At 65.8% G+C, this 17,705-nt stretch carries 18 protein-coding genes and 1 tRNA gene; 9 read left to right on the top strand and 10 right to left on the bottom strand.

Translation table 11 applies throughout. The features are described 5' to 3' along the window. Positions 1-8 precede the first annotated feature (8 nt). Positions 9-1,031 carry an NADP-dependent oxidoreductase gene (locus tag C451_RS07980; protein WP_007739539.1) on the bottom strand — a complete coding sequence of 341 codons (1,023 nt, stop codon included), beginning with the start codon at positions 1,029-1,031 and terminating at the stop codon, positions 9-11. A gap of 122 nt (positions 1,032-1,153) precedes the next feature. On the opposite strand from C451_RS07980, the gene C451_RS07985 reads away from it, so the two are divergent. Beyond that, positions 1,154-2,308 carry a glutathione-independent formaldehyde dehydrogenase gene (locus C451_RS07985; protein ID WP_007739540.1) on the top strand — a complete coding sequence of 385 codons (1,155 nt, stop codon included), beginning with the start codon at positions 1,154-1,156 and terminating at the stop codon, positions 2,306-2,308. A gap of 117 nt (positions 2,309-2,425) precedes the next feature. Next, a complete protein-coding gene (locus C451_RS22760; RefSeq protein ID WP_162471349.1) occupies positions 2,426-2,596 on the top strand; it encodes a hypothetical protein in 171 nt (56 codons plus the stop codon). Between the two features lies 1 nt (position 2,597). On the opposite strand, the gene C451_RS07990 is transcribed toward C451_RS22760, so the two are convergent. The 5 genes from C451_RS07990 to C451_RS08010 all read right to left on the bottom strand — a co-directional run bounded on the left by C451_RS07990 (position 2,598) and on the right by C451_RS08010 (position 6,437). After that, a complete protein-coding gene (locus C451_RS07990) occupies positions 2,598-3,704 on the bottom strand; it encodes a CobW family GTP-binding protein (RefSeq protein ID WP_007739542.1) in 1,107 nt (368 codons plus the stop codon). Between the two features lie 64 nt (positions 3,705-3,768). Continuing rightward, the gene (fabG, locus tag C451_RS07995) at positions 3,769-4,509 is read right to left on the bottom strand and encodes a 3-oxoacyl-ACP reductase FabG (RefSeq protein ID WP_007739543.1); all 741 of its coding nucleotides are present in this window, start codon (positions 4,507-4,509) and stop codon (positions 3,769-3,771) included. Between the two features lie 173 nt (positions 4,510-4,682). After that, positions 4,683-4,756 (bottom strand) — tRNA-Thr (locus tag C451_RS08000). Between the two features lie 11 nt (positions 4,757-4,767). Continuing rightward, the gene (locus tag C451_RS08005) at positions 4,768-5,250 is read right to left on the bottom strand and encodes a GNAT family N-acetyltransferase (RefSeq protein WP_007739545.1); all 483 of its coding nucleotides are present in this window, start codon (positions 5,248-5,250) and stop codon (positions 4,768-4,770) included. Beyond that, positions 5,247-6,437, bottom strand: a complete 1,191-nt coding sequence (locus tag C451_RS08010; protein ID WP_007739547.1) for a phosphoglycerate kinase — start codon at positions 6,435-6,437, stop codon at positions 5,247-5,249. Before C451_RS08010 ends, C451_RS08005 begins: the two co-directional genes overlap by 4 nt. 107 nt (positions 6,438-6,544) lie before the next feature. On the opposite strand from C451_RS08010, the gene C451_RS08015 reads away from it, so the two are divergent. Genes C451_RS08015 through C451_RS08030 form a run of 4 tightly spaced genes read left to right on the top strand, consistent with a single transcriptional unit; the run spans position 6,545 to position 10,681 of the window. Further along, complete coding sequence (locus tag C451_RS08015) at positions 6,545-7,648, top strand: branched-chain amino acid ABC transporter permease (protein WP_007739549.1); 1,104 nt, start codon at positions 6,545-6,547, stop codon at positions 7,646-7,648. Positions 7,649-7,708: 60 nt separating this feature from the next. Then, the gene (locus tag C451_RS08020) at positions 7,709-9,040 is read left to right on the top strand and encodes a branched-chain amino acid ABC transporter permease (protein WP_049913045.1); all 1,332 of its coding nucleotides are present in this window, start codon (positions 7,709-7,711) and stop codon (positions 9,038-9,040) included. Next, entirely contained in the window at positions 9,033-9,923 is an 891-nt protein-coding gene (locus C451_RS08025) for an ABC transporter ATP-binding protein (RefSeq protein WP_007739553.1), read from the top strand. Before C451_RS08020 ends, C451_RS08025 begins: the two co-directional genes overlap by 8 nt. Then, the gene (locus tag C451_RS08030; protein ID WP_007739556.1) at positions 9,920-10,681 is read left to right on the top strand and encodes an ABC transporter ATP-binding protein; all 762 of its coding nucleotides are present in this window, start codon (positions 9,920-9,922) and stop codon (positions 10,679-10,681) included. Before C451_RS08025 ends, C451_RS08030 begins: the two co-directional genes overlap by 4 nt. Before the next feature lie 9 nt (positions 10,682-10,690). Here C451_RS08030 and C451_RS08035 read toward each other — a convergent pair whose 3' ends face one another. From C451_RS08035 to C451_RS08050, 4 genes are all read right to left on the bottom strand, one after another. Next, positions 10,691-12,049: an ABC transporter substrate-binding protein gene (locus C451_RS08035; RefSeq protein ID WP_007739559.1), complete on the bottom strand. Its 1,359-nt coding sequence runs from the start codon at positions 12,047-12,049 to the stop codon at positions 10,691-10,693. 66 nt (positions 12,050-12,115) lie between these two features. Next, a complete protein-coding gene (locus C451_RS08040) occupies positions 12,116-12,643 on the bottom strand; it encodes a CBS domain-containing protein (protein ID WP_049913042.1) in 528 nt (175 codons plus the stop codon). Between the two features lie 68 nt (positions 12,644-12,711). Next, the gene (locus C451_RS08045; RefSeq protein ID WP_007739561.1) at positions 12,712-13,476 is read right to left on the bottom strand and encodes a GTP cyclohydrolase III; all 765 of its coding nucleotides are present in this window, start codon (positions 13,474-13,476) and stop codon (positions 12,712-12,714) included. Between the two features lie 52 nt (positions 13,477-13,528). Then, a complete protein-coding gene (locus tag C451_RS08050; RefSeq protein ID WP_007739562.1) occupies positions 13,529-14,623 on the bottom strand; it encodes an NAD-dependent epimerase/dehydratase family protein in 1,095 nt (364 codons plus the stop codon). A gap of 140 nt (positions 14,624-14,763) precedes the next feature. On the opposite strand from C451_RS08050, the gene C451_RS08055 reads away from it, so the two are divergent. From C451_RS08055 to C451_RS08065, 3 genes are read left to right on the top strand one after another with little or no spacing between them, the layout of a single operon-like run. Continuing rightward, positions 14,764-15,681, top strand: a complete 918-nt coding sequence (locus C451_RS08055) for a decaprenyl-phosphate phosphoribosyltransferase (RefSeq protein WP_007739563.1) — start codon at positions 14,764-14,766, stop codon at positions 15,679-15,681. Then, a complete protein-coding gene (locus tag C451_RS08060) occupies positions 15,681-16,322 on the top strand; it encodes a PHP domain-containing protein (protein WP_007739564.1) in 642 nt (213 codons plus the stop codon). Before C451_RS08055 ends, C451_RS08060 begins: the two co-directional genes overlap by 1 nt. Continuing rightward, positions 16,319-17,320, top strand: a complete 1,002-nt coding sequence (locus tag C451_RS08065; protein ID WP_007739565.1) for a lysylphosphatidylglycerol synthase transmembrane domain-containing protein — start codon at positions 16,319-16,321, stop codon at positions 17,318-17,320. Before C451_RS08060 ends, C451_RS08065 begins: the two co-directional genes overlap by 4 nt. The last annotated feature ends 385 nt before the right edge of the window (positions 17,321-17,705 follow it).

The raw sequence follows: 17,705 nt of genomic DNA on the forward strand, positions 1-17,705 counted from the left end.
CGGCCGGACTACTCGTTCGACTCGGCGACGTTCACGACCTGTTTACCGATGTTGTCGCCCTCGAACAGCCCGAGGAAGGCGTCGGGTGCATTCTCGAAACCATCGACGATCGACTCGCGATGGACGAGATCGCCGTTTTCCACCCACTCCTGGAGGCGCGCGTTGGCCTGCTCGAAACGGGCCACGTAGTCGCCGACGAGCAGTCCCTGGACACGGGCGCGCGAGGGGATGAGCATCGGGAGCTTCCGGGGACCGGTCGCGACGCCCTCGTCGTTGTACGTGGCGATCTGCCCGCAGACCGCGACCCGTGCGTCGACGTTGAGCTGCGTGAAGACGGCATCCGAGATTGGCCCGCCGACGTTGTCGAAGTAGCCGTCGACGCCCTCGGGTGCTGCCTCGTCGAGCGCCGCGCGGTAGTCGTCGGTCTGCTTGTAGTTGATACCAGCGTCGAAGCCGAGATCGTCTTCGAGGTAGGCGACCTTCTCGTCGCTGCCCGCGAAGCCGACGACGCGCGCACCGGCGAAGGATGCCAACTGGCCCACTGTCGAGCCGACCGCGCCGGCCGCTCCCGAGACGGCCACCGTGTCGCCCGGTGTCGGTTCGACTACCTCGCGCGTGCCGAAGTAGGCAGTTCGACCGGGCATTCCCAGCACGCCGAGATACGATTCGAGCGGGGCGTTTTCGCTCGGCTCGACGGGTGCGAGATCGTCGCCGTCGAGGGTCGCGTACTCGCTCCAGAAGCCGTTGCCGAAGACGAACTCGCCAGCCTGCCAGTCGTCGTGTTCGGAGTCGACGACCTCGCCGACGACGTGGCCGGCCATCGGTTCGCCCACGTCCCACGGGTCGGCGTACGATTCGCGGTCGCGCATCCGTCCGCGCATGTACGGGTCGACCGAGAGGAAGAGCGTGCGGACGAGCACTTCGCCGTGTTTCGGCTCCGGAATCTCGGTTTCCTCCAGTTCGAAAGTGTCGCGATCGGGCTTGCCCTCTGGCCGTTTGCCGAGAACGAACTGTCGATTGGTCTGGCTCACGCGGGGTTAGTACGATCGACCGGCGGAGGAGCGTTCCGGTTCGCACAGCCATCGATATGCGTTAATAATTACAAAAGATTGAAGCACATCTCGGCTGCATGTGTTTTTGGATCACAATGTCAATGGAAGCAGTCGTCTATCAGGGCGAACACGAGGTGGCCGTCGAGGAGGTCGACGAGCCAGAAATCGAACACCCGAACGACGTGGTGATCGACATCACGACGTCGTGCATCTGTGGCTCGGATCTCCACATGTACGAGGGGCGGACCGCGGCCGACGAAGGGATGGTCTTCGGTCACGAGAACATGGGGATCGTCGACGAGATTGGCGACGGCGTCGATACGCTCGAAGAGGGTGATCGGATCGTCCTCCCGTTCAACGTCGCCTGTGGGTTCTGTGAGAACTGCGAGAACGGTAAAACTGGGTTCTGCACCAACGTCAACCCCGGCTTCGCCGGCGGTGCCTACGGCTACGTCGCGATGGGCCCGTACAAAGGTGGGCAAGCCGAGAAGCTCCGCGTACCCTACGCGGACTTCAACGCGCTCAAACTCCCCGAGGAGGGCAACGAGGACTCGTTCGCGCTACTGGCCGATATCTTCCCGACCGGGTGGCACGGCACGCGACTGGCCGATCTCCAGCCGGGCGAGTCGATCGCGATCTACGGCGCTGGCCCCGTCGGACTGATGGCGGCCTACAGCGCGAAGATCCAGGGCGCATCGGAGATCTACTCCGTCGATCGCGTGCCGAGCCGACTCGATCTCGCTGAAGAACACTGCGCGGCGACGCCGATCAACTTCGAGGAGGGCGACCCCGTCGAACAGATCAAAGACATCCACGGCAGCGGCGTCGACAAGGGTGTCGATGCAGTCGGCTATCAGGCCGTCGACCCCGACAAGGAGGCCGACGACGCCTACGACCCGGCACGGGAAAGTCCCGCGAACGTGCTCAACAACCTCATCAGAACCGTGCGCCCGACCGGCCAGCTCGGTATCGTCGGGCTGTACGTCCCCGACGATCCCGGCGCACCCGACGAGATGGCCGCCGAAGGGCGACTGGGCATCGACTTCGGGCTGCTGTTCGAGAAGGGCCAGAAGCTCGGCACCGGCCAGTGCGACGTCAAATCCTACAACCGCCAGCTCCGCGATCTCATCATCGAGGATCGTGCCGACCCGAGCTTCCTCGTCTCGCACCGTGTGGGTCTCGACGAGGCCCCCGAGATGTACGAGCGCTTCGACAACCGCGAGGAAGGCGTCACGAAGGTTCTGCTCGAACCCTAACTCCCCGATCATCGATTTTTGCGCGCCCCGCAACACTCGTAGCGACCAGTGATTGCAGGGAAGAGGGAAGGGACGACTCGCGCCCGCACAAACGTTATGTCCCACGACTGGGTAGTCGTGGTATCGACACCCATGTGCATCTACTGTAGCTACGACATGGAGGGCTGGGGCAAACTGCTCGACTACGACGACACTTATCAGGAGATCGTCCGTGATGATGAAACGACGGACTCGAACTACGGCTTCCACGAGTCGTGGGACGAACTCCGCGAGCAGGTCTCGCCGTAGCTCAGTTCGTCGGGAACGGGTCGTCGAACGCACGGTTCTCCGGGTCGTCGTCGATCAGACAGTCGTCCAGATCGGCGACGATCCCCGCCTCGTCCATCCCGCTGCCGATGAACACGAGTCGGGTGCGGCGGTCGTCATCGTCGCTCCACTGTCCGATCGGGCCGGCCTGCACCGACGGCCCCGCCCGATTGAGCCCCATCACGTCGTCGCGCCCGGCGAGTCGGAAGACACCTTTCGCCCGGATCACCGACTCGGTCCACGAATCGAGCCACTCGTCGAGTCGTTCGGGATGGAACGGCCGTTCTGCGGTGTAGATAAACGACGAGACGCCGTGGGCCGCGGCCGCCGGCCGATCGTGGTCGTGACCATCGCCCGCCAGTGCCTGCTTCCAGCCGGCCGAGCGCGTGACGGCCGCGAAATCGAATCGGTCCGTATCGAGCACGAGTTCCGGATCGACGTCGGCACGCGTCGTCCGAACGATCTCGGCGCGGGACTGGAGCGTGTGGAGCGTCGCCTCGATCTCGTCGAGTTGCTCGTCGGGCACCATGTCGCATTTGTTGAGCAAGAGGACGTCACAGAACTCGATACCCTCCATCAGGACGTCCGTGAGTGGTCGATCCATGTCGGAGTCGGCTCCCGCGGGCAGCGACGCGCCGGCGTCGAACTCCTTCCAGAAGCCGTACGCGTCGATCACCGACACCATCGTGTCGAGGCGATAGTGGTCGGTCGGATCGATATCGCTCTCGTCGGAGCCCTCCAGAAACGTCCGCGCGACGGGCACCGGCTCGCTGATACCTGACGATTCGACCACCAGAACGTCGAAGGTACGGGTTTCGGCGAGTCGCGCGGCCTCGGTGAGCAGGTCGTCCTGGAGCCGACAGCAGATGCAGCCGTTCGAAAGATCGACGATGCCCGGATCGTCGGCATCGTCCGAGCGCGCGAGCAGTTCGGCATCGACGTTCATCTCGCCCATGTCGTTGACGATGACCGCGATCTCGCGACCGCCGGGAGAGGCCAGCAATCGGTTGAGCAGCGTCGTCTTCCCCGCACCGAGCGGGCCGCTCACGACCGTTACGGGGATCGATTCCGACGCCGTGATGTTCGTCATCATTCGTCCTACGGGGCGGAGCTACTACACTCTTACAGCCAGCGCACTGTCGCTGCCTCAGTTCCTACCACTCCATGCCGCCGTTGACCGCGAGGATCTGGCCGGTCATGTATTCGGAATCCTCGCAGGCGATGAACCGGATGATGCCGGCGATGTCCTCGACACTGGCGAAACGATCGAGCGGAATGCGCTGACGGATTTTCTCCTTCACGTCGTCGGGAACGTCGTCCAGCATGTCGGTCTCGACGAACCCCGGCGCGACGCAGTTCGCGGTCGATCCCGAACTGGCGAGTTCGAGCGCGATGGTGCGCGTGAAGCCGAACAGCCCGCTCTTGGTCGCGGCGTAGTTCGCCTGGCCGTAGTTGCCCTGCTGGGCGACGACGCTCGAAACGTTGATCAGCCGCCCGTGCTCGGCGTCGCCGATGTCCTCGAAGAAGGCGTTCGTACAGTTGAACACGCCACCCAGGTTCACGTCCACGACGCGCTGCCAGTCCTCGCGGCTCATGTTCGCGAACGTCCGATCGACGGTGATGCCGGCGTTGTTCACGAGCACGTCGATCGGGCCGAACAGCTCGTGGACCCGATCACGGAGAGCGTCGACTTCGTCCGGTTCGGCGACGTCGGCCTGGAGCGGAACGGCGGTTCCACCCTCGTCCTTGATGGCCTCTGCCGTCTCGTGGGCGGCAGCCTCCGACGATCGGTAGTTCACGACGACGGTCGCACCGTTGCGACCGAGCTCCTCGGCGATTCCCCGTCCGATTCCCCGCGATCCACCCGTCACGACGCACGTTTGCTTCGAGTTCATTGTGGCGTTGCGAGCGTCGGAGGTCACTCGCCGTTCCGACCGTCTCCACACGACGTCACCCCCGTGCCCTCACCGTCGACCACGACACGGGATCGAAAAGTCACACTCCCTGATAGCAACGGGGGGTTCATACCGTTCGGCCCGCGCTACGCTCGGGTTCGTACAGGCTGCGAAGCCAGGGGTGGGATTTGAACCCACGAATTCTCGATTACAAATCGAGTGCTTGCACCACCCAAGCTCCCCTGGCGCACTCGTGGGTTACCCACGGCCCGATTTGTCGCTGTCGCTTTCGAGCGACTTCTCGAAGTCGATGCGGTGTGGCTCGTAGCCCGCCCGCGCGTAAAAGCGCCGCGCCGCCTCGTTGTCCGCGAGCGCGGAGAGAGCGACGGCGTCGAACCCCGCCGCGGCCAGTTCGCGCTCGGCCGCTGCGAGTAGCTCCGCACCGATACCCTCGTTTCGCCGTTCCGGGCGGACGACGATGTTCCGGACGATACCGCGCGAGACGTCCTGTTCGAACCGCTCGGATTCGGGTCCGAACATGACGAACCCCACGATCATGCCGTCCTCGCGAGCGACCAGCAGTCCACCGGCGATGATGTCGCGGACGATCGCCTCGCGGATGGTCGCCCGATTGGGTTCGGCACGGAGATGCGAGCCGAACGCGCGCTGATCGTGGGCGAGTTCGACCCACAGCTCCGCGATCTCGCCCGCGGCCGCGGTGTCGGGCGGTTCGATGGTCACTCGTCGAGTGCCTCGACGGCCGGCAGTGAATCGCCGGCGAGCAGCGCGAGCGACGCGCCGCCGCCGGTGCTCACGTGCGAGAACCCATCGATGCCCAGTCGCCGGATCGCCGCCGCCGTGTCGCCGCCGCCGACGATGCTGTGATCGGCCTCGCTGGCCGTCGAGTAGAGCTCCCGGGTCCCGTGGGCGAACGTCTCCTCCTCGAAGACGCCCGCCGGCCCGTTCAGGATCACCGTGCCGGCGTCGGCGAGGACCTCGGAATAGGCGGCGACGGTCTCGCTGCCGACGTCCATCGCCGGCGTCTCGGTCTCCTGGGGCAGTTCCGCGACAGGGATCTCGTGGCGCTCGCCGTCGCGCTCGATCGCGACGTCCACCGGAACCCGGAGTTCGTCGTGGGCATCGAGCAGTTCGCCAGCGCGGTCGATCTCGTCCCAGTAGCCCTGATCGTAGACGAACTCGGCGCTCGCGGTTCCCAACTCCGCGCCGCTAGCGAGCAGGCAGACGTTGCCGACGAGGCCCGCGGTCAGCACCGTGTCGGCGAGGCCGCGTTCGAGAACGCTCCGGGCCACACCGATGGAATCGCCGACCTTCGCGCCGCCGAGCAGGTAGACGCGGGGCTGGGGGGTCTCCTCGATAGTTGCGAGCACGTCGAGTTCGCGCTCCATCACCCGGCCGGCGTAGCCCGGCAGTCGCTGCGGGAAGCCGACGAGTGAGGGCTGTGAGCGGTGAGCGGCGGCGAAGGCGTCGTTGACGTAGACGTCGAGTGCGGGCACGAGCCCCTCGACGAGGTGGGTATCGGCCGCGCGCTCGGGGTCGAACTCCATGTACTCCTCGGCGTAAAAGCGGGTGTTTTCGAGCAGGACGGCCTCACCGCCGTCGAGCCCCGCGACGCGCTCTCTGGCAGCGGCCGAAAATGTGGCGTCGCAGTAGTCGACGGGGAAGGAGAGCAGTTCGTCGAGGCGGTCGGCGTGGGCGGCGAGCGTCGAGAAATCGTCGTCGCCGGGGCGGCCCTGATGGGCGAGGATCGCCACCCGTGCGCCGCGTTCGAGCAGCTCCGAGAGGGTCTCGACGTGGGCGCGCAGGCGGGCGTCGTCGGCCAACCCCGTCTCGGAGAGCGGGCTGTTGATGTCGATGCGCACCCCGACGGCGACGCCCTCACAGTCGAGGTCGTCGAGGGTTCGGATCATTGTGCGCCCTCCACCGGCCGCCGGCAAATCCCTTTCCCTCCCGATCGCCGGACGGAGGGAGTAACACTTATTACGGTCTCCCCCACCGTTTCATGTGGACTCGTGTCATGGGTATTGCTGAAACCTACTCTCGCGGCCGGAGCGTCGTCGCCGAACAACCCCTCACGCTGCTGGTCGCGGTCGTCTGCATGCTGTTGGCGATCGATCTGGTTTCGAAACTACTGAGCGGCTCGCTGTCGGTGCTCAGCCTCGCCGTCTTCCTCAAGGACGGGCTGATCCTCGGGCTCGTCATCGGGCTCGCGGGGGTCGGACTCTCGATGACGTATTCGATCCTCGGCTTCCCTAACTTCGCTCACGGCGATTACATCTCCAGCGGCGCGTTCGCCGGCTGGGCGACCACCTACGTGATCGCGGGGTTCGGCACGGTGTCGGTCGGCGATCTGCTCCTGCTCGGCGTCAGTGGCGACGCGACCGCGGGCAGCGTCGGCGTGAGCGTCGTCTCGACGCCGCTGGCGGTCGTCGCGGGGCTCGTCATGGCGGCCGTGTTCACCATCGCGCTCACCCTGCTCATCGATCGACTCGTCTACAAGCCGATGCGCGATCAGGAGGGGATCTCGCTGCTCATCGCGAGCGTCGGCGTCGCGCTCGCGCTGCGCTATCTGATCGCGTTCGTCTTCGGCACCAGTCGGCCGGGCATCACCGGCGGATCGATCCCCGGAATCGCCGTTCCCGGGATCGGCATCCGGATCAACGCTCACGAGGCGACGCTCGCGATCTGTGCGATCGGGCTGCTGGTCGGCGTTCACGTCGTCCTCCAGTACACGAAACTCGGGACGGCGATGCGCGCGATGGCCGACAACCGCGATCTCGCGCGCGTCACCGGCATCCCCACCGAGCGCGTCGTCCGCGCGACGTGGGTCATCGGTGGCGGGCTCACCGGCGCGGCGGGCTATCTCATCACGCTCGAAACGGGCACCATCGCCTTCGACTTCGGCTGGGTGCTGCTCCTCCTCATCTTCGCGGCGGTCATCCTCGGTGGTATCGGCTCGGTCTACGGCGCGATGTTCGGCGGGTTGCTCATCGGGCTCGCGAGCACGGTCTCACTGGTCTGGATCCCCTCCGATTTCACCACCGTCGCGGCCTTCCTCGTCATGATCTTCATGCTGTTGGTCAAGCCGTCGGGGCTGTTCGGCGGGGTGACGACCGCATGACTACCCCGCGACTGAATGGATACCGTCACCGAGTGTGGCTGCGGCCAGCGAGGTGGACCGATGAGTAGCGCCACCGAGCGGGTCGCAGCCCGGCTACCGGACAACGACGCCGTGTTGATCCTCGGCGTGCTGTTCGGGCTGTACGTCGGCTTCACGGTATTAGGAATGGCGCTCGGGCTCGATATCGCGGGGCTCGCGAGCACCCTCCAGCGGATCACCTTCTTCGCGGCCGTCTACGCGCTGCTCGCGCTCGCCCTCAACCTTCAGTGGGGCTACGCGGGACTCCTGAACATCGGCGTCGCGGGGTTCATGGCCGTCGGCGTCTACACGATGGCGATGCTCACCGCGCCCGCGAGCCCCGCGGCGGGCGGTGTCCCCGGGCTCGGCCTCCCGCTCTGGGTCGGCGTCGTCGGCGGGATGGTCGCGGCAGCATTGGTCGGCGCGCTCGCGGCGCTGCCCGCACTCAGGCTCAAGGCCGATTATCTGGCCATCGTCACGCTCGGCCTCTCCGAGATCATCCGACTGACGTACAACTCCACCACCTTCCAGACCTTCTCGATCGCGGGCGCGGATCTCGGCACCGGTGCCTCCCAGGGCATCCAGACGCCGACCAACCCCGTGATGGCGCTCTACTACACGACGCCGTCGAGCCCCGCCGCCGGCACGACGGGGCTCGGCGAGGCCGTCTTCGGCTTCTTCGGAACGCTCGGACTCGACGAGCCGGTCGTCGTCGACTGGACCTACACGATCGTGCTCGTGATCTTCGTCGGCCTGTTCTATCTCCTGCTCACGCGCGTCGGCAATTCGCCGTTCGGTCGGGTGCTCAAGGCCATCCGCGAGGACGAACTCGTGGCGAGCTCGCTCGGGAAGAACACGAACCGGTTCAAGATCAAGACGTTCATGCTCGGCTGTGCGCTGATGGGCTTAGGAGGAATACTCTGGCAGGGCAGTCAGGAACTCGTCAACCCCGCCCTGTTCCTCCCGATCATCACCTTCTACGTCTTCATCGCGCTGATCATCGGCGGGTCGGGCTCGAACACCGGTAGCGTCATCGGCGGCGCGCTCTTCGCGGGACTGCTGTTCGAGGGACCGACGTTCGTCCGTCGGCTCGTCCAACAAACCGTTGACCTCGGCGGCGCGCCGAACACGTTCACCGACGCGATCGCCGCGCTCGGCTCGCTGGATGTCGGGCCGCTGCTCGCCTACGCGCTCGCCGACGTCTCCAGCCTCAGGTTCGTGCTCGTCGGTGTGGTGTTGGTCTATCTCGTGCAGAACCGACCCGATGGACTGCTCGGCCACCGCAAGGAGACCGCCGCGGCCGTCTCGCTCGCGCGCGAGCGGACCGCAGCCGGCCAGACAGACGGCGGCGCGACGGAGGCCAACGATGAGTGAAACGGACACCACCGACACGCGAGCGGCGATCGAGGGTGAGAACCCAGAGGAGATCGCGGATATCGACCCCGAGGAGGACTCGGACGTCGAGCGTGCCGCCCGCGAGATACCACCCGGGCGGCCGCTCAGGGTCGACGATCTCCGCATGGAGTTCGGCGGGCTGACGGCGGTCGACGGAGCCGGGTTCGCCATCGAAGAGGGGTCGCTCACGGGGTTGATCGGGCCGAACGGCGCGGGCAAATCGACCACGTTCGACTGTATCACGGGCGTCCATCGTCCGACCGGTGGCTCGGTGAAGCTCCACAACGAAGAGATCACGGGCCTGCAGCCGCACGAGATCGCTGCCCGTGGACTCGTTCGCACGTTCCAGATCACGCGCGAACTCCAGGAGATGACGGTGCTCGAAAACATGCTGCTCGCGCCGCGCGGCCAGCAAGGCGAGGCGCTCTGGCGGGCGGTGCTGCCAGGTGTACGCCGCTCGGTACAGGCTCAAGAGCGAGAGCTGCGCGAGCGGGCGTGGGAGACGCTCGAATTCTTCGAGATCGACCACCTCGCCGAAGAGTACGCGGGCAACCTCTCGGGCGGCCAGCGCAAACTGCTCGAGATGGCGCGTGCACTGCTGACCGATCCGGAGGTCGTCCTGCTCGACGAGCCGCTCGCCGGTGTCAACCCGACGCTCGAACGCAAACTGCTCGAACGGATCGACGAACTCCGCGAACAGGGCTACACCTTCCTGCTGGTCGAACACGACATGGACGTGATCATGGAGAACTGCGAGCGCGTCATCGTCATGCATCAGGGGCGCGTGCTCGCCGACGACGCGCCGGCGGCGATCCGCGAGAACGAGCAGGTGATCGACGCCTATCTGGGGGCGAACGTATGAGCGACGAACGCGCAGTCACGGACACGGAGACGGACGAAAGCGACACGACCGCCGACGGCCTGCTCTCGATCACCGATCTCGACGCGGGCTACGGCGATCTGCAGATCCTCTCGGCGCTAGATCTCGCGGTCGATTCCGGCGAGTACGTCAGCATCGTCGGTCCGAACGGCGCGGGCAAATCGACGGTGATGAAGGCAGTCTTCGGGCTGGCGACTCACATGGATGGCTCGATCGCCTTCGACGGCGAGGGGATCGGCGGCCTCGCTCCCGAGGAGGTGATCCGCCGGGGCGTGAGCTACGTCCCACAGAACGAGAACGTCTTCGCCGGGCTCTCGGTGCGCGAAAACCTGGAGATGGGCGCGTACATCCTCGATTCAGTGCCCGAGGAGCGGCTCGCGGACGTCTTCGAACGCTTCCCGATCCTCGAAGAGCGCCAGTCCCAGCGCGCGGGCACCCTTTCGGGCGGCCAGCGCCAGATGCTGGCGATGGGGCGCGCGCTGATGCTCGATCCCGACTTGCTGCTGCTCGACGAGCCGTCGGCCGGGCTCGCGCCCGATCTCGTCGACGAGATGTTCGACCGGATCGACGCGATCAACGACGCCGGAACGGCCGTGCTGATGGTCGAGCAGAACGCGATCGAGGCGCTCTCGCGCTGTGACCGTGGCTACGTGCTCGTGCAGGGCCAGAACCGCTTCACCGACACCGGCGCGGCACTACTCGGTAACGACGAGGTGCGCCGGGAGTTCCTCGGCGGCTGAAACGACCGTTCAGGCGCTCGTCGTGCCTGCACTGCTGTTGTTGCCGCCCCCACCGCCACCGCCGCCGGCTTCGAACTCGACGGTGTCCTGCTGTTCGATGTCGCCACCCTCGGTGTAGCTGAAGATCTCGTAGCCGACCGACTGCATGTCGCCGTTGTCGTCGAAGTTAACGCTGCTCGATGCGCCTTGATAGTTGATGTCGTCGCCATTGGCTGCCATCCCGATCCCCTCGGCGAGGTTCTCCGGCGTGACTTCGGCTCCGCCGGGGTTCGCGACCGAAGCCATGTTCTGCTGGACGGCCGAGCCGGTGTTCTCGCCGGCCGCGGCGATGGCGAGCATCTGGACCGCGGTCGCGTCGTAGGCCTGCGAGGTGAACACGCCGGGTTCGTTGCCGAATTCGTCCTTGAACGATTTCGTGAAGAACTGCTTGGCCGGTCCGGCGGCGATCGGCGCGGTGCCGACGACGTTCGTCATCGACTGGCCGACGTCGCTCGGCAGTTCGGGCGCGCGCAGCCCGTCGGTGACGAGAATGGTCGTGTCGCGACCGTAGTTCGAGTAGAAATCGCGGAACAGCTGGTTGCCGCTCTCGGGATAGCCGATGACGAGCAGTCCGTCGGGGCTCGACGACATCGCCTCCTGCAGCTTCGAGGTGTACGACGACTGTGCCTTCTCGAAGGAGACCTGCGCCGGGACGTTGCCGTCGAACGCCTGAACGAAACTGTCGGCGAGCGCCTGTCCGTAGGAGTTGTTGACGAACATCGCCGATACCGCCGCCGCGTTGACGCGCTGGCTGGCGACCTGTGCGAGCACCTCACCCTGCAGCGCGTCGCTCGGTGCCGTCCGGTAGACGTAGCCGTTGTCCTGCAGGTCGGTGATCGCCGGCGAGGTGCTCGCCGGCGGGGTCAGGACGATCTGATTGGGGATCGTGACGTTCTTCGCGACCTGAATCGACGTTTCCGAGGACGCTGCACCCGTTATCGCCGGATAGCCCGCATCGACGAGCGCTTGGGCAGCGCTGATACCCGCCTGCGGGTCCGTCTGCGTGTCCTCGATCTGTGTCTCGATGGAGAACGCCGTATCGGCGTTCTGTAACTGACGTGCCGGCAGCTGCGCGGCCTTCTGGATCGGTGTGCCGACCGATGCGAGGTCGCCGGTCGTCGGCTGGAGAATGCCGATCTTGATCGCCTGCCCACCGCCTCCGCCCCCGCCGCCGCTTCCGTTGCCGCCACCGCCACCACCGCTGGTACCTGTTTCGCCACTACCGCCGCTCCCGTTGTCGCCGCCACCGCCGATGCAGCCAGCGAAGCCAGCGAGACCTGCGGCTCCGACACCGATGAGGAATTTACGTCGATTGGTAGTTCGTGCCATGTCACCAGTATGTTTCCTGATGGCAATATAAGTCTTGCCTCTAGGACCGACCGCCGGGAGTGGGTTTCAGTTCTCGCGGCAGTTCGCACAGACCGACTGACCGTTCACGGTCACGAGATCGTGTGTGAGCGTCCCACAGTGCTCACAGATCCCCTGTGTGTCGTAGGTCGGGGATGGCTCCGTCGCCGTCGAGACGGTGCCGTCCCCGACGACGGGCGCGATCGTCGAGGCGGTGGCGATGTCGTACGCCGAGACCACGCCCACCGGTTCGTCCTCGACGACGAGCAGCCAGTCGGCCTCCTCGCGAGCCATCGCCTCGGCTGCTGCCGTGAGCGAGGCATCGGAGGCGACCCGAACGACCCCGTCGTCCATGACGTCGGTCACCGTCGCCGCCGCGGGGTCGGTCTCGCCGACGAGTAGCGAAAGTGCATCGCGCTCGTCGAGCGCCCCAACGGGGTCGGGTCCACGGAGGACGACCGCACAGTCGGCGGCCTCGTCGAGGAGCAGTTCGACCGTTTCGAGCAGATCGTCGCTCTCACTCACCCCGAGGAACTCCCGGGTCATTATCTCCCGCACGGTGATAGCACTGCTCATACCGGTCCGTTCCGGCCGTGCGTGCTAAAAAGTATCTCCAGTAGGGTTAAGAGCGCAGCCGTCCTATCTCATTGGTCGCCGAACACGACGTCACGGCCGTCGTACCGACAGGTTTCGAGGGCGTGTTTGGCGGCCATGCCCGCCGACTGGGCGTTCGCCGCCCGCCCGACGCCGACCTTGAGCTCGACGCCGACCGCCTCGCTGACGTGCTCGATCGCGTCGTGGTACTGCTCGGCGTCGAGATCCGGACAGACCGAGATGATGTTGTCGCCGCCGACGAAAAACGACAGCGAGTCGTGCGTCTCGCGGAGATAACGCATCAGCTCGGCGTAGCTCTGTTCGATGTTGATGAACGTATCGAACTCGTTCAACCGGTCGGTATACTTGCCGGTGGCGTCGTTCACGTCGAAGTGGGCGATCCGGACGTCCTCGTCGGTGCGGTCCGATTCGACGATCGGCTCGCCACGCAGGATCTCCTGACGATCGCTCGCCTGTGCGCTGCCGGCAGCCTGAAGCTGTTCGCTCGCGGTCTCGATCGCCGTCGCCGGCGTCTCGCCCGTGCCGATCGAGAGGCTCACCGTCACCGGATAGCGGTTGCCGATCGATTCCTGGATGAGCGCGTGAGCATCCGTGTCGATCCCGTTCGTGACGGCGACCATGTTGTCGAACCGCGAGAAGAAGACGTAGCCGTCGCGGTTGCCGAACAGCTGCGAGAGGTCGGCGTACAGCCGCGACTGGAGGGTCTGGAGGTCGACCTCGCGCCGCGGTTCCGGCGTCACCGTCCACGGGCCGTAGTTGTCGATCTGGATCAGTGTGAGCTGCGTGTTCGTCACGGTTGTGAGCGGTTGGCAGCGAGGCGGTATCGGCGCTTCGATCGACGACGGTTCAGATGTGTTTGAACACGCCCTTGACGAGCGTGAGCGCACCCTGATCCCAGGCGACGCGGTGGTCCAATCCTGTTCCCTCGCTTTCGGGATCGTCGTAGTTCTCGAGATACCACTCGTAGGTCTCGACGAGTGCCTCCTTGTTCGAGTATTTCGGCTCCCAGCCGAGCGACTGGAGCTTCTCGACGGAGACGTACGAATCCTCGTGGGCGGTCTCGTAGACCCAGGGGTACAGCGGCGAGAGGTTCAGTTTTTCGAGCACGCGCAGGGCGAACACCGTCAGCGACGTCGGCGTCCCGACGGTGCGCTTGCCGGTGCCCGCGTAGTCGATCGGTGCCTGGAAGTCCTCCTTCATCGTGCCGAACTCCTCGGCTCCGACGTTGAACGTGGTGTTCACGTCCTCTTCGTCCTTCGCGAACATGAACTCCATCGCGCGGACGAGATCGTAGACGTGCATCAGCTGGTACTGGTTGTTGCCCCAGCCGACCATCGGCACGTTCGCGCCCGATTCGATCCAGTCGAAGAGAACCTGGAAGACGCCGAGGCGTTTCGGCCCGATGAACGTCTTCGGGCGGAGGATAGGGACGCACATGCCCATCCGGCGGAAGTCGTCACAGATTTTCTCGGCCTCGATCTTCGCCTCACCGTAGGGTCCAACGCCATCGAGCGGCGACTCCTCGGTGATGGGATGGTGGTCGTGGGTGCCGTAGACGGCGGTCGAGGAGACGTAGACGACGCGCTCGACGTCGGCTTCCTTGGCGGCCCAGAGCACGTTGCGCGTGCCGTCGATGGTCGTCTCGCGGATGCGCTGGTCGTCCCACAGCGGGAGTGCGGCGGCGGTGTGGACGATCGCATCGGCGTCCACTTCGTCGATCGCGTCGCCTACCGTCTCCTCGTCGCGCACGTCGCCCTCGACGAAATCGACGCCCTCGATCTCGTCTTCGGGTTTGAACGGTTTGAGGTCGAACGCGGTCACGTCCCAGCCGCGCTCGGCGAAGTACTCGCAGGTGTGGAGTCCGAGGAACCCCGTGCCGCCGGTGACGAGCAGCGAACCGGGCTCGGCGAGTCGGTCGTCGTCGTGTGCGTGCGCTTGCATAGGCTCGCCGTAATGGGGGGCGTTTCAACTATCTACCGATACGACACGAGCGCTCGTGTGGGATTACCACGCCTGAAACGGTCCGAAACGGTGCGTATCGATCGGTCAGGTTTATGTCTCGCGGCCGTGGATGAGGGCCAATGGGTGAGGCGCAGACACAGCAGGCCGGGTTCGTGCGCACGGCCGCCGGTCTCGCCTACGAGATCCGTCCGTGGCAGTGGTACAAACAGGGCGTGATACTCATCGCCATCGTCTTCTCGAAACAGCTGTTCGACCCGATGGCGTGGGGACGGGTCTCGATCGCCGTGGCGGCGTTCTGTGCGGTCGCCGGCGCGACCTACATCTTCAACGACATCAGCGACGTCGAGGAGGACCGCAAACATCCCGAGAAGCGCAATCGTCCGATCGCGAGCGGACAGGTAGGCGTCCAGACGGCGGGCGCGTTCGCGATCGCCCTGCTCGTCGCGGGCTTCGCGCTCTCGTACACGCTCGGCCCGCTGTTCGTCGCGATCATCGTCGCCTATCTGGTTCAGAACGCGGCGTACTCGCTGTATCTCAAGGATGTCGTGCTGGTCGACGTGCTGCTCATCGCCGTCGGGTTCGTGCTCCGGGCCGTGGCGGGCGTGGTCGCCATCGGCGTCGCGCTCAGCCCGTGGCTCGTCGTCTGTACGTTTCTCGCCGCACTCCTGCTGGCGCTCGGCAAGCGCCGCCACGAGTTCGCCGCCAGCGAGGTGCCCGGCGAGACGCGTGCGACGCTCGCCGACTACACGCCCGAGACGCTCGATCAGCTGCTCGGGATCGTCATCTCGACGCTGTTGATGTCCTACTCGATCTACACGTTCACGGGCGCGAAGCTCGCGATGATGCTCACGCTCCCGTTCGCCTTCTTCGGCGTCTTCCGCTATCACCATCTCGTCTACACGACGAAGGCGGGCGCGTCGCCCGGCGCGCTGCTCGTCGATCGACAGCTGCTCGTCAACTTCGCCTTCTGGGGATTGATCGCGGTCGTCGTCCTCTACGGTCGCCCGCGTGCGTGGCTCGTCGGGGTGTTCGGCTGATGCGCTACGATCTCCAGGTTCACACCGACGCCTCGCCGTGTTCGGCTACACCACCGAAGAAGGTCGCCGTGGCCGCCGCGGACGCGGGACTCGACGGCATCGTCGTGACCGATCACGACACGCTCGCGAACGTCGATCGTGTCCGCGAGCACGCGCCAGCAGGGTTGGACGTCGTCTCGGGCGTCGAGGTGACGACCACGCAGGGCCACCTGCTCGGGATCGATATCGATGACGCCCCGCCGAAGACGGATCCCCTCACTGTGATCGACGAGATCCACGAACAGGACGGGATCGCGGTGCTCTCGCATCCGTTCGACACGATGCGGCAGTTCTACGACCGCGAGCTGCCGGCGATCGCGGCGGCGGTCGACGGCGTCGAGGCGACGAACTCGCGGTGTGTGCGCCCGCTGTTCAACCGGCAGGCGCGCGCGTTCGCCGCCCATCACGGGCTGGCGATCACGGGTGGCAGCGACGCCCACTTCCCGATGGAGGTCGGGCGCGCGGCGACCGAGTTCGAGGGGACGCTCCGCGAGGCGATTCGCGAGGGAACGACGACGCCGTGCGGACACGGGCGCTATCTCTCGGGCCACGTCGCCACGAAGGTCCAGCAGGCGCGACGGGCGATCGGAGGGCTGCGATGAGCGACTCCCTGGAGAAGGGGAACGAAGCCGACGAGTCGACGGGTCGCATCCGCCAGCTCGTGAGCGATCACGGCGTCTGGGTGACGGCGGTGTTGACCGTGGTGGTGTTCGCGGCGCTGTTCGTCCTCGCCGACGCCGAGAAGGTGATCGCGGCCTTCTCCGAGTTCGAGCTCTGGGCGTTCGGCGCAGTCGTTCTCCTGACGACCATCGGCTACGGCTTTCGTTTCGCCAAGTGGGAGTTCTACCTGCGCGAGCTCGACGTTCACGTCCCCCTGAAGACGAGTCTCACGGTGTTCTTCAGCGGACTGATGATGGTCGTCACGCCCGGGAAGGCGGGCGAGGTCTGGAAGGCGTGGCTGCTGCGCGACGAGGCAGGTGTGCCCGCGAGTCGGACGACCTCCGTCGTGGGAGCCGAGCGCATCACCGACCTGCTCTCGCTGTCGCTGCTGGCCGCGCTCGGCGTCGTCGCCTACGGGCGCTCGCCCGCGGTGTTGGTGGCGGTCGCCGTCGTCTTCGCGCTCGGGATCGGGCTGCTCCAGTGGCGGGCGGGCTGTCTCCGTCTGCTCTCGTGGATCGGTTCGCTGCCCGTGATCGGGGACTACGCCGAAGGGCTCGAAACGCTCTACGAGAGTACGTACAGGCTCTTTCGGCTTCGCCCGCTCTCGGTGGCCACGCTGCTCGGCATCGTCGCGTGGGGGCTCGAAGGCGTCGCGCTCTGGCTCACGCTCCGCGGGTTCGGCATCGAGACCTCCCTGCTGGTCGGGCTGTTCGTCTTCGCGCTCGGCTCGGTCGTCGGCGCGGTGAGTATGCTACCCGGCGGACTGGGCGCGGCCGAGGCGAGCATGACCGGCGTGCTCCTCACGTTCGGTATCGCCGAACCGATCGCGGTCGGCGCGACGATGGTCATCCGCGTCGGCACGCTCTGGTACGCCGCCATCCTCGGCTTCGTCGTGTTCAGCGCCCACAAGCTCTTCACCGGATCGAGCGCCGAGGCCTGACGGTTGGAACAGGATGAAAATCGGAGACACACCGGTTGCTGTGGCGCGCACTCACGCTCGTGTGCGAACGGTGCGAGGCACGAACGTAGTGAGTGCCTCGATGCGAACGGGGAGGAACGACCCGTGAGCGAAGTGAGCACCGAGCGCGAACACTGCGCGAGGGATGAGCGAGTGACGTGAGTGAAGCGAACGGAACGAGCGAATCGGTTGGGGAGGTATGTGGGCTGTTGCTGTGCGGTAGTTGGAACGGTCGCATCCGCGCGAGTGGAACGAGCGGGGTTCACCGCGAGCGACCGTCGGGAGCGAGCGGTTCTTTTTAGTCCAGGTTTTTGCGACGAGAGGTTCGCCGGAGGCGAACCCGAGTCGTAAAAAAAGTGGAGGTCCG

The sequence above is a fragment of the Halococcus thailandensis JCM 13552 genome, assembly GCF_000336715.1.
Classification (GTDB): domain Archaea; phylum Halobacteriota; class Halobacteria; order Halobacteriales; family Halococcaceae; genus Halococcus; species Halococcus thailandensis.

Bases quoted from the DNA above. Each gene is read 5' to 3' on its own strand.
- C451_RS08030 (WP_007739556.1), top strand. From the start codon at position 9,920: ATGAGCGACGAACGCGCAGTCACGGACACGGAGACGGACGAAAGCGAC.
- C451_RS08015 (WP_007739549.1), top strand. From the start codon at position 6,545: ATGGGTATTGCTGAAACCTACTCTCGCGGCCGGAGCGTCGTCGCCGAA.
- C451_RS08065 (WP_007739565.1), top strand. From the start codon at position 16,319: ATGAGCGACTCCCTGGAGAAGGGGAACGAAGCCGACGAGTCGACGGGT.
- C451_RS08010 (WP_007739547.1), bottom strand. From the start codon at position 6,437: ATGATCCGAACCCTCGACGACCTCGACTGTGAGGGCGTCGCCGTCGGG.
- C451_RS08060 (WP_007739564.1), top strand. From the start codon at position 15,681: ATGCGCTACGATCTCCAGGTTCACACCGACGCCTCGCCGTGTTCGGCT.
- C451_RS08025 (WP_007739553.1), top strand. From the start codon at position 9,033: ATGAGTGAAACGGACACCACCGACACGCGAGCGGCGATCGAGGGTGAG.
- fabG (WP_007739543.1), bottom strand. From the start codon at position 4,509: ATGAACTCGAAGCAAACGTGCGTCGTGACGGGTGGATCGCGGGGAATC.
- C451_RS08050 (WP_007739562.1), bottom strand. From the start codon at position 14,623: ATGCAAGCGCACGCACACGACGACGACCGACTCGCCGAGCCCGGTTCG.
- C451_RS08020 (WP_049913045.1), top strand. From the start codon at position 7,709: ATGAGTAGCGCCACCGAGCGGGTCGCAGCCCGGCTACCGGACAACGAC.
- C451_RS08040 (WP_049913042.1), bottom strand. From the start codon at position 12,643: ATGAGCAGTGCTATCACCGTGCGGGAGATAATGACCCGGGAGTTCCTC.
- C451_RS07985 (WP_007739540.1), top strand. From the start codon at position 1,154: ATGGAAGCAGTCGTCTATCAGGGCGAACACGAGGTGGCCGTCGAGGAG.
- C451_RS07990 (WP_007739542.1), bottom strand. From the start codon at position 3,704: ATGACGAACATCACGGCGTCGGAATCGATCCCCGTAACGGTCGTGAGC.
- C451_RS08055 (WP_007739563.1), top strand. From the start codon at position 14,764: ATGGGTGAGGCGCAGACACAGCAGGCCGGGTTCGTGCGCACGGCCGCC.
- C451_RS08035 (WP_007739559.1), bottom strand. From the start codon at position 12,049: ATGGCACGAACTACCAATCGACGTAAATTCCTCATCGGTGTCGGAGCC.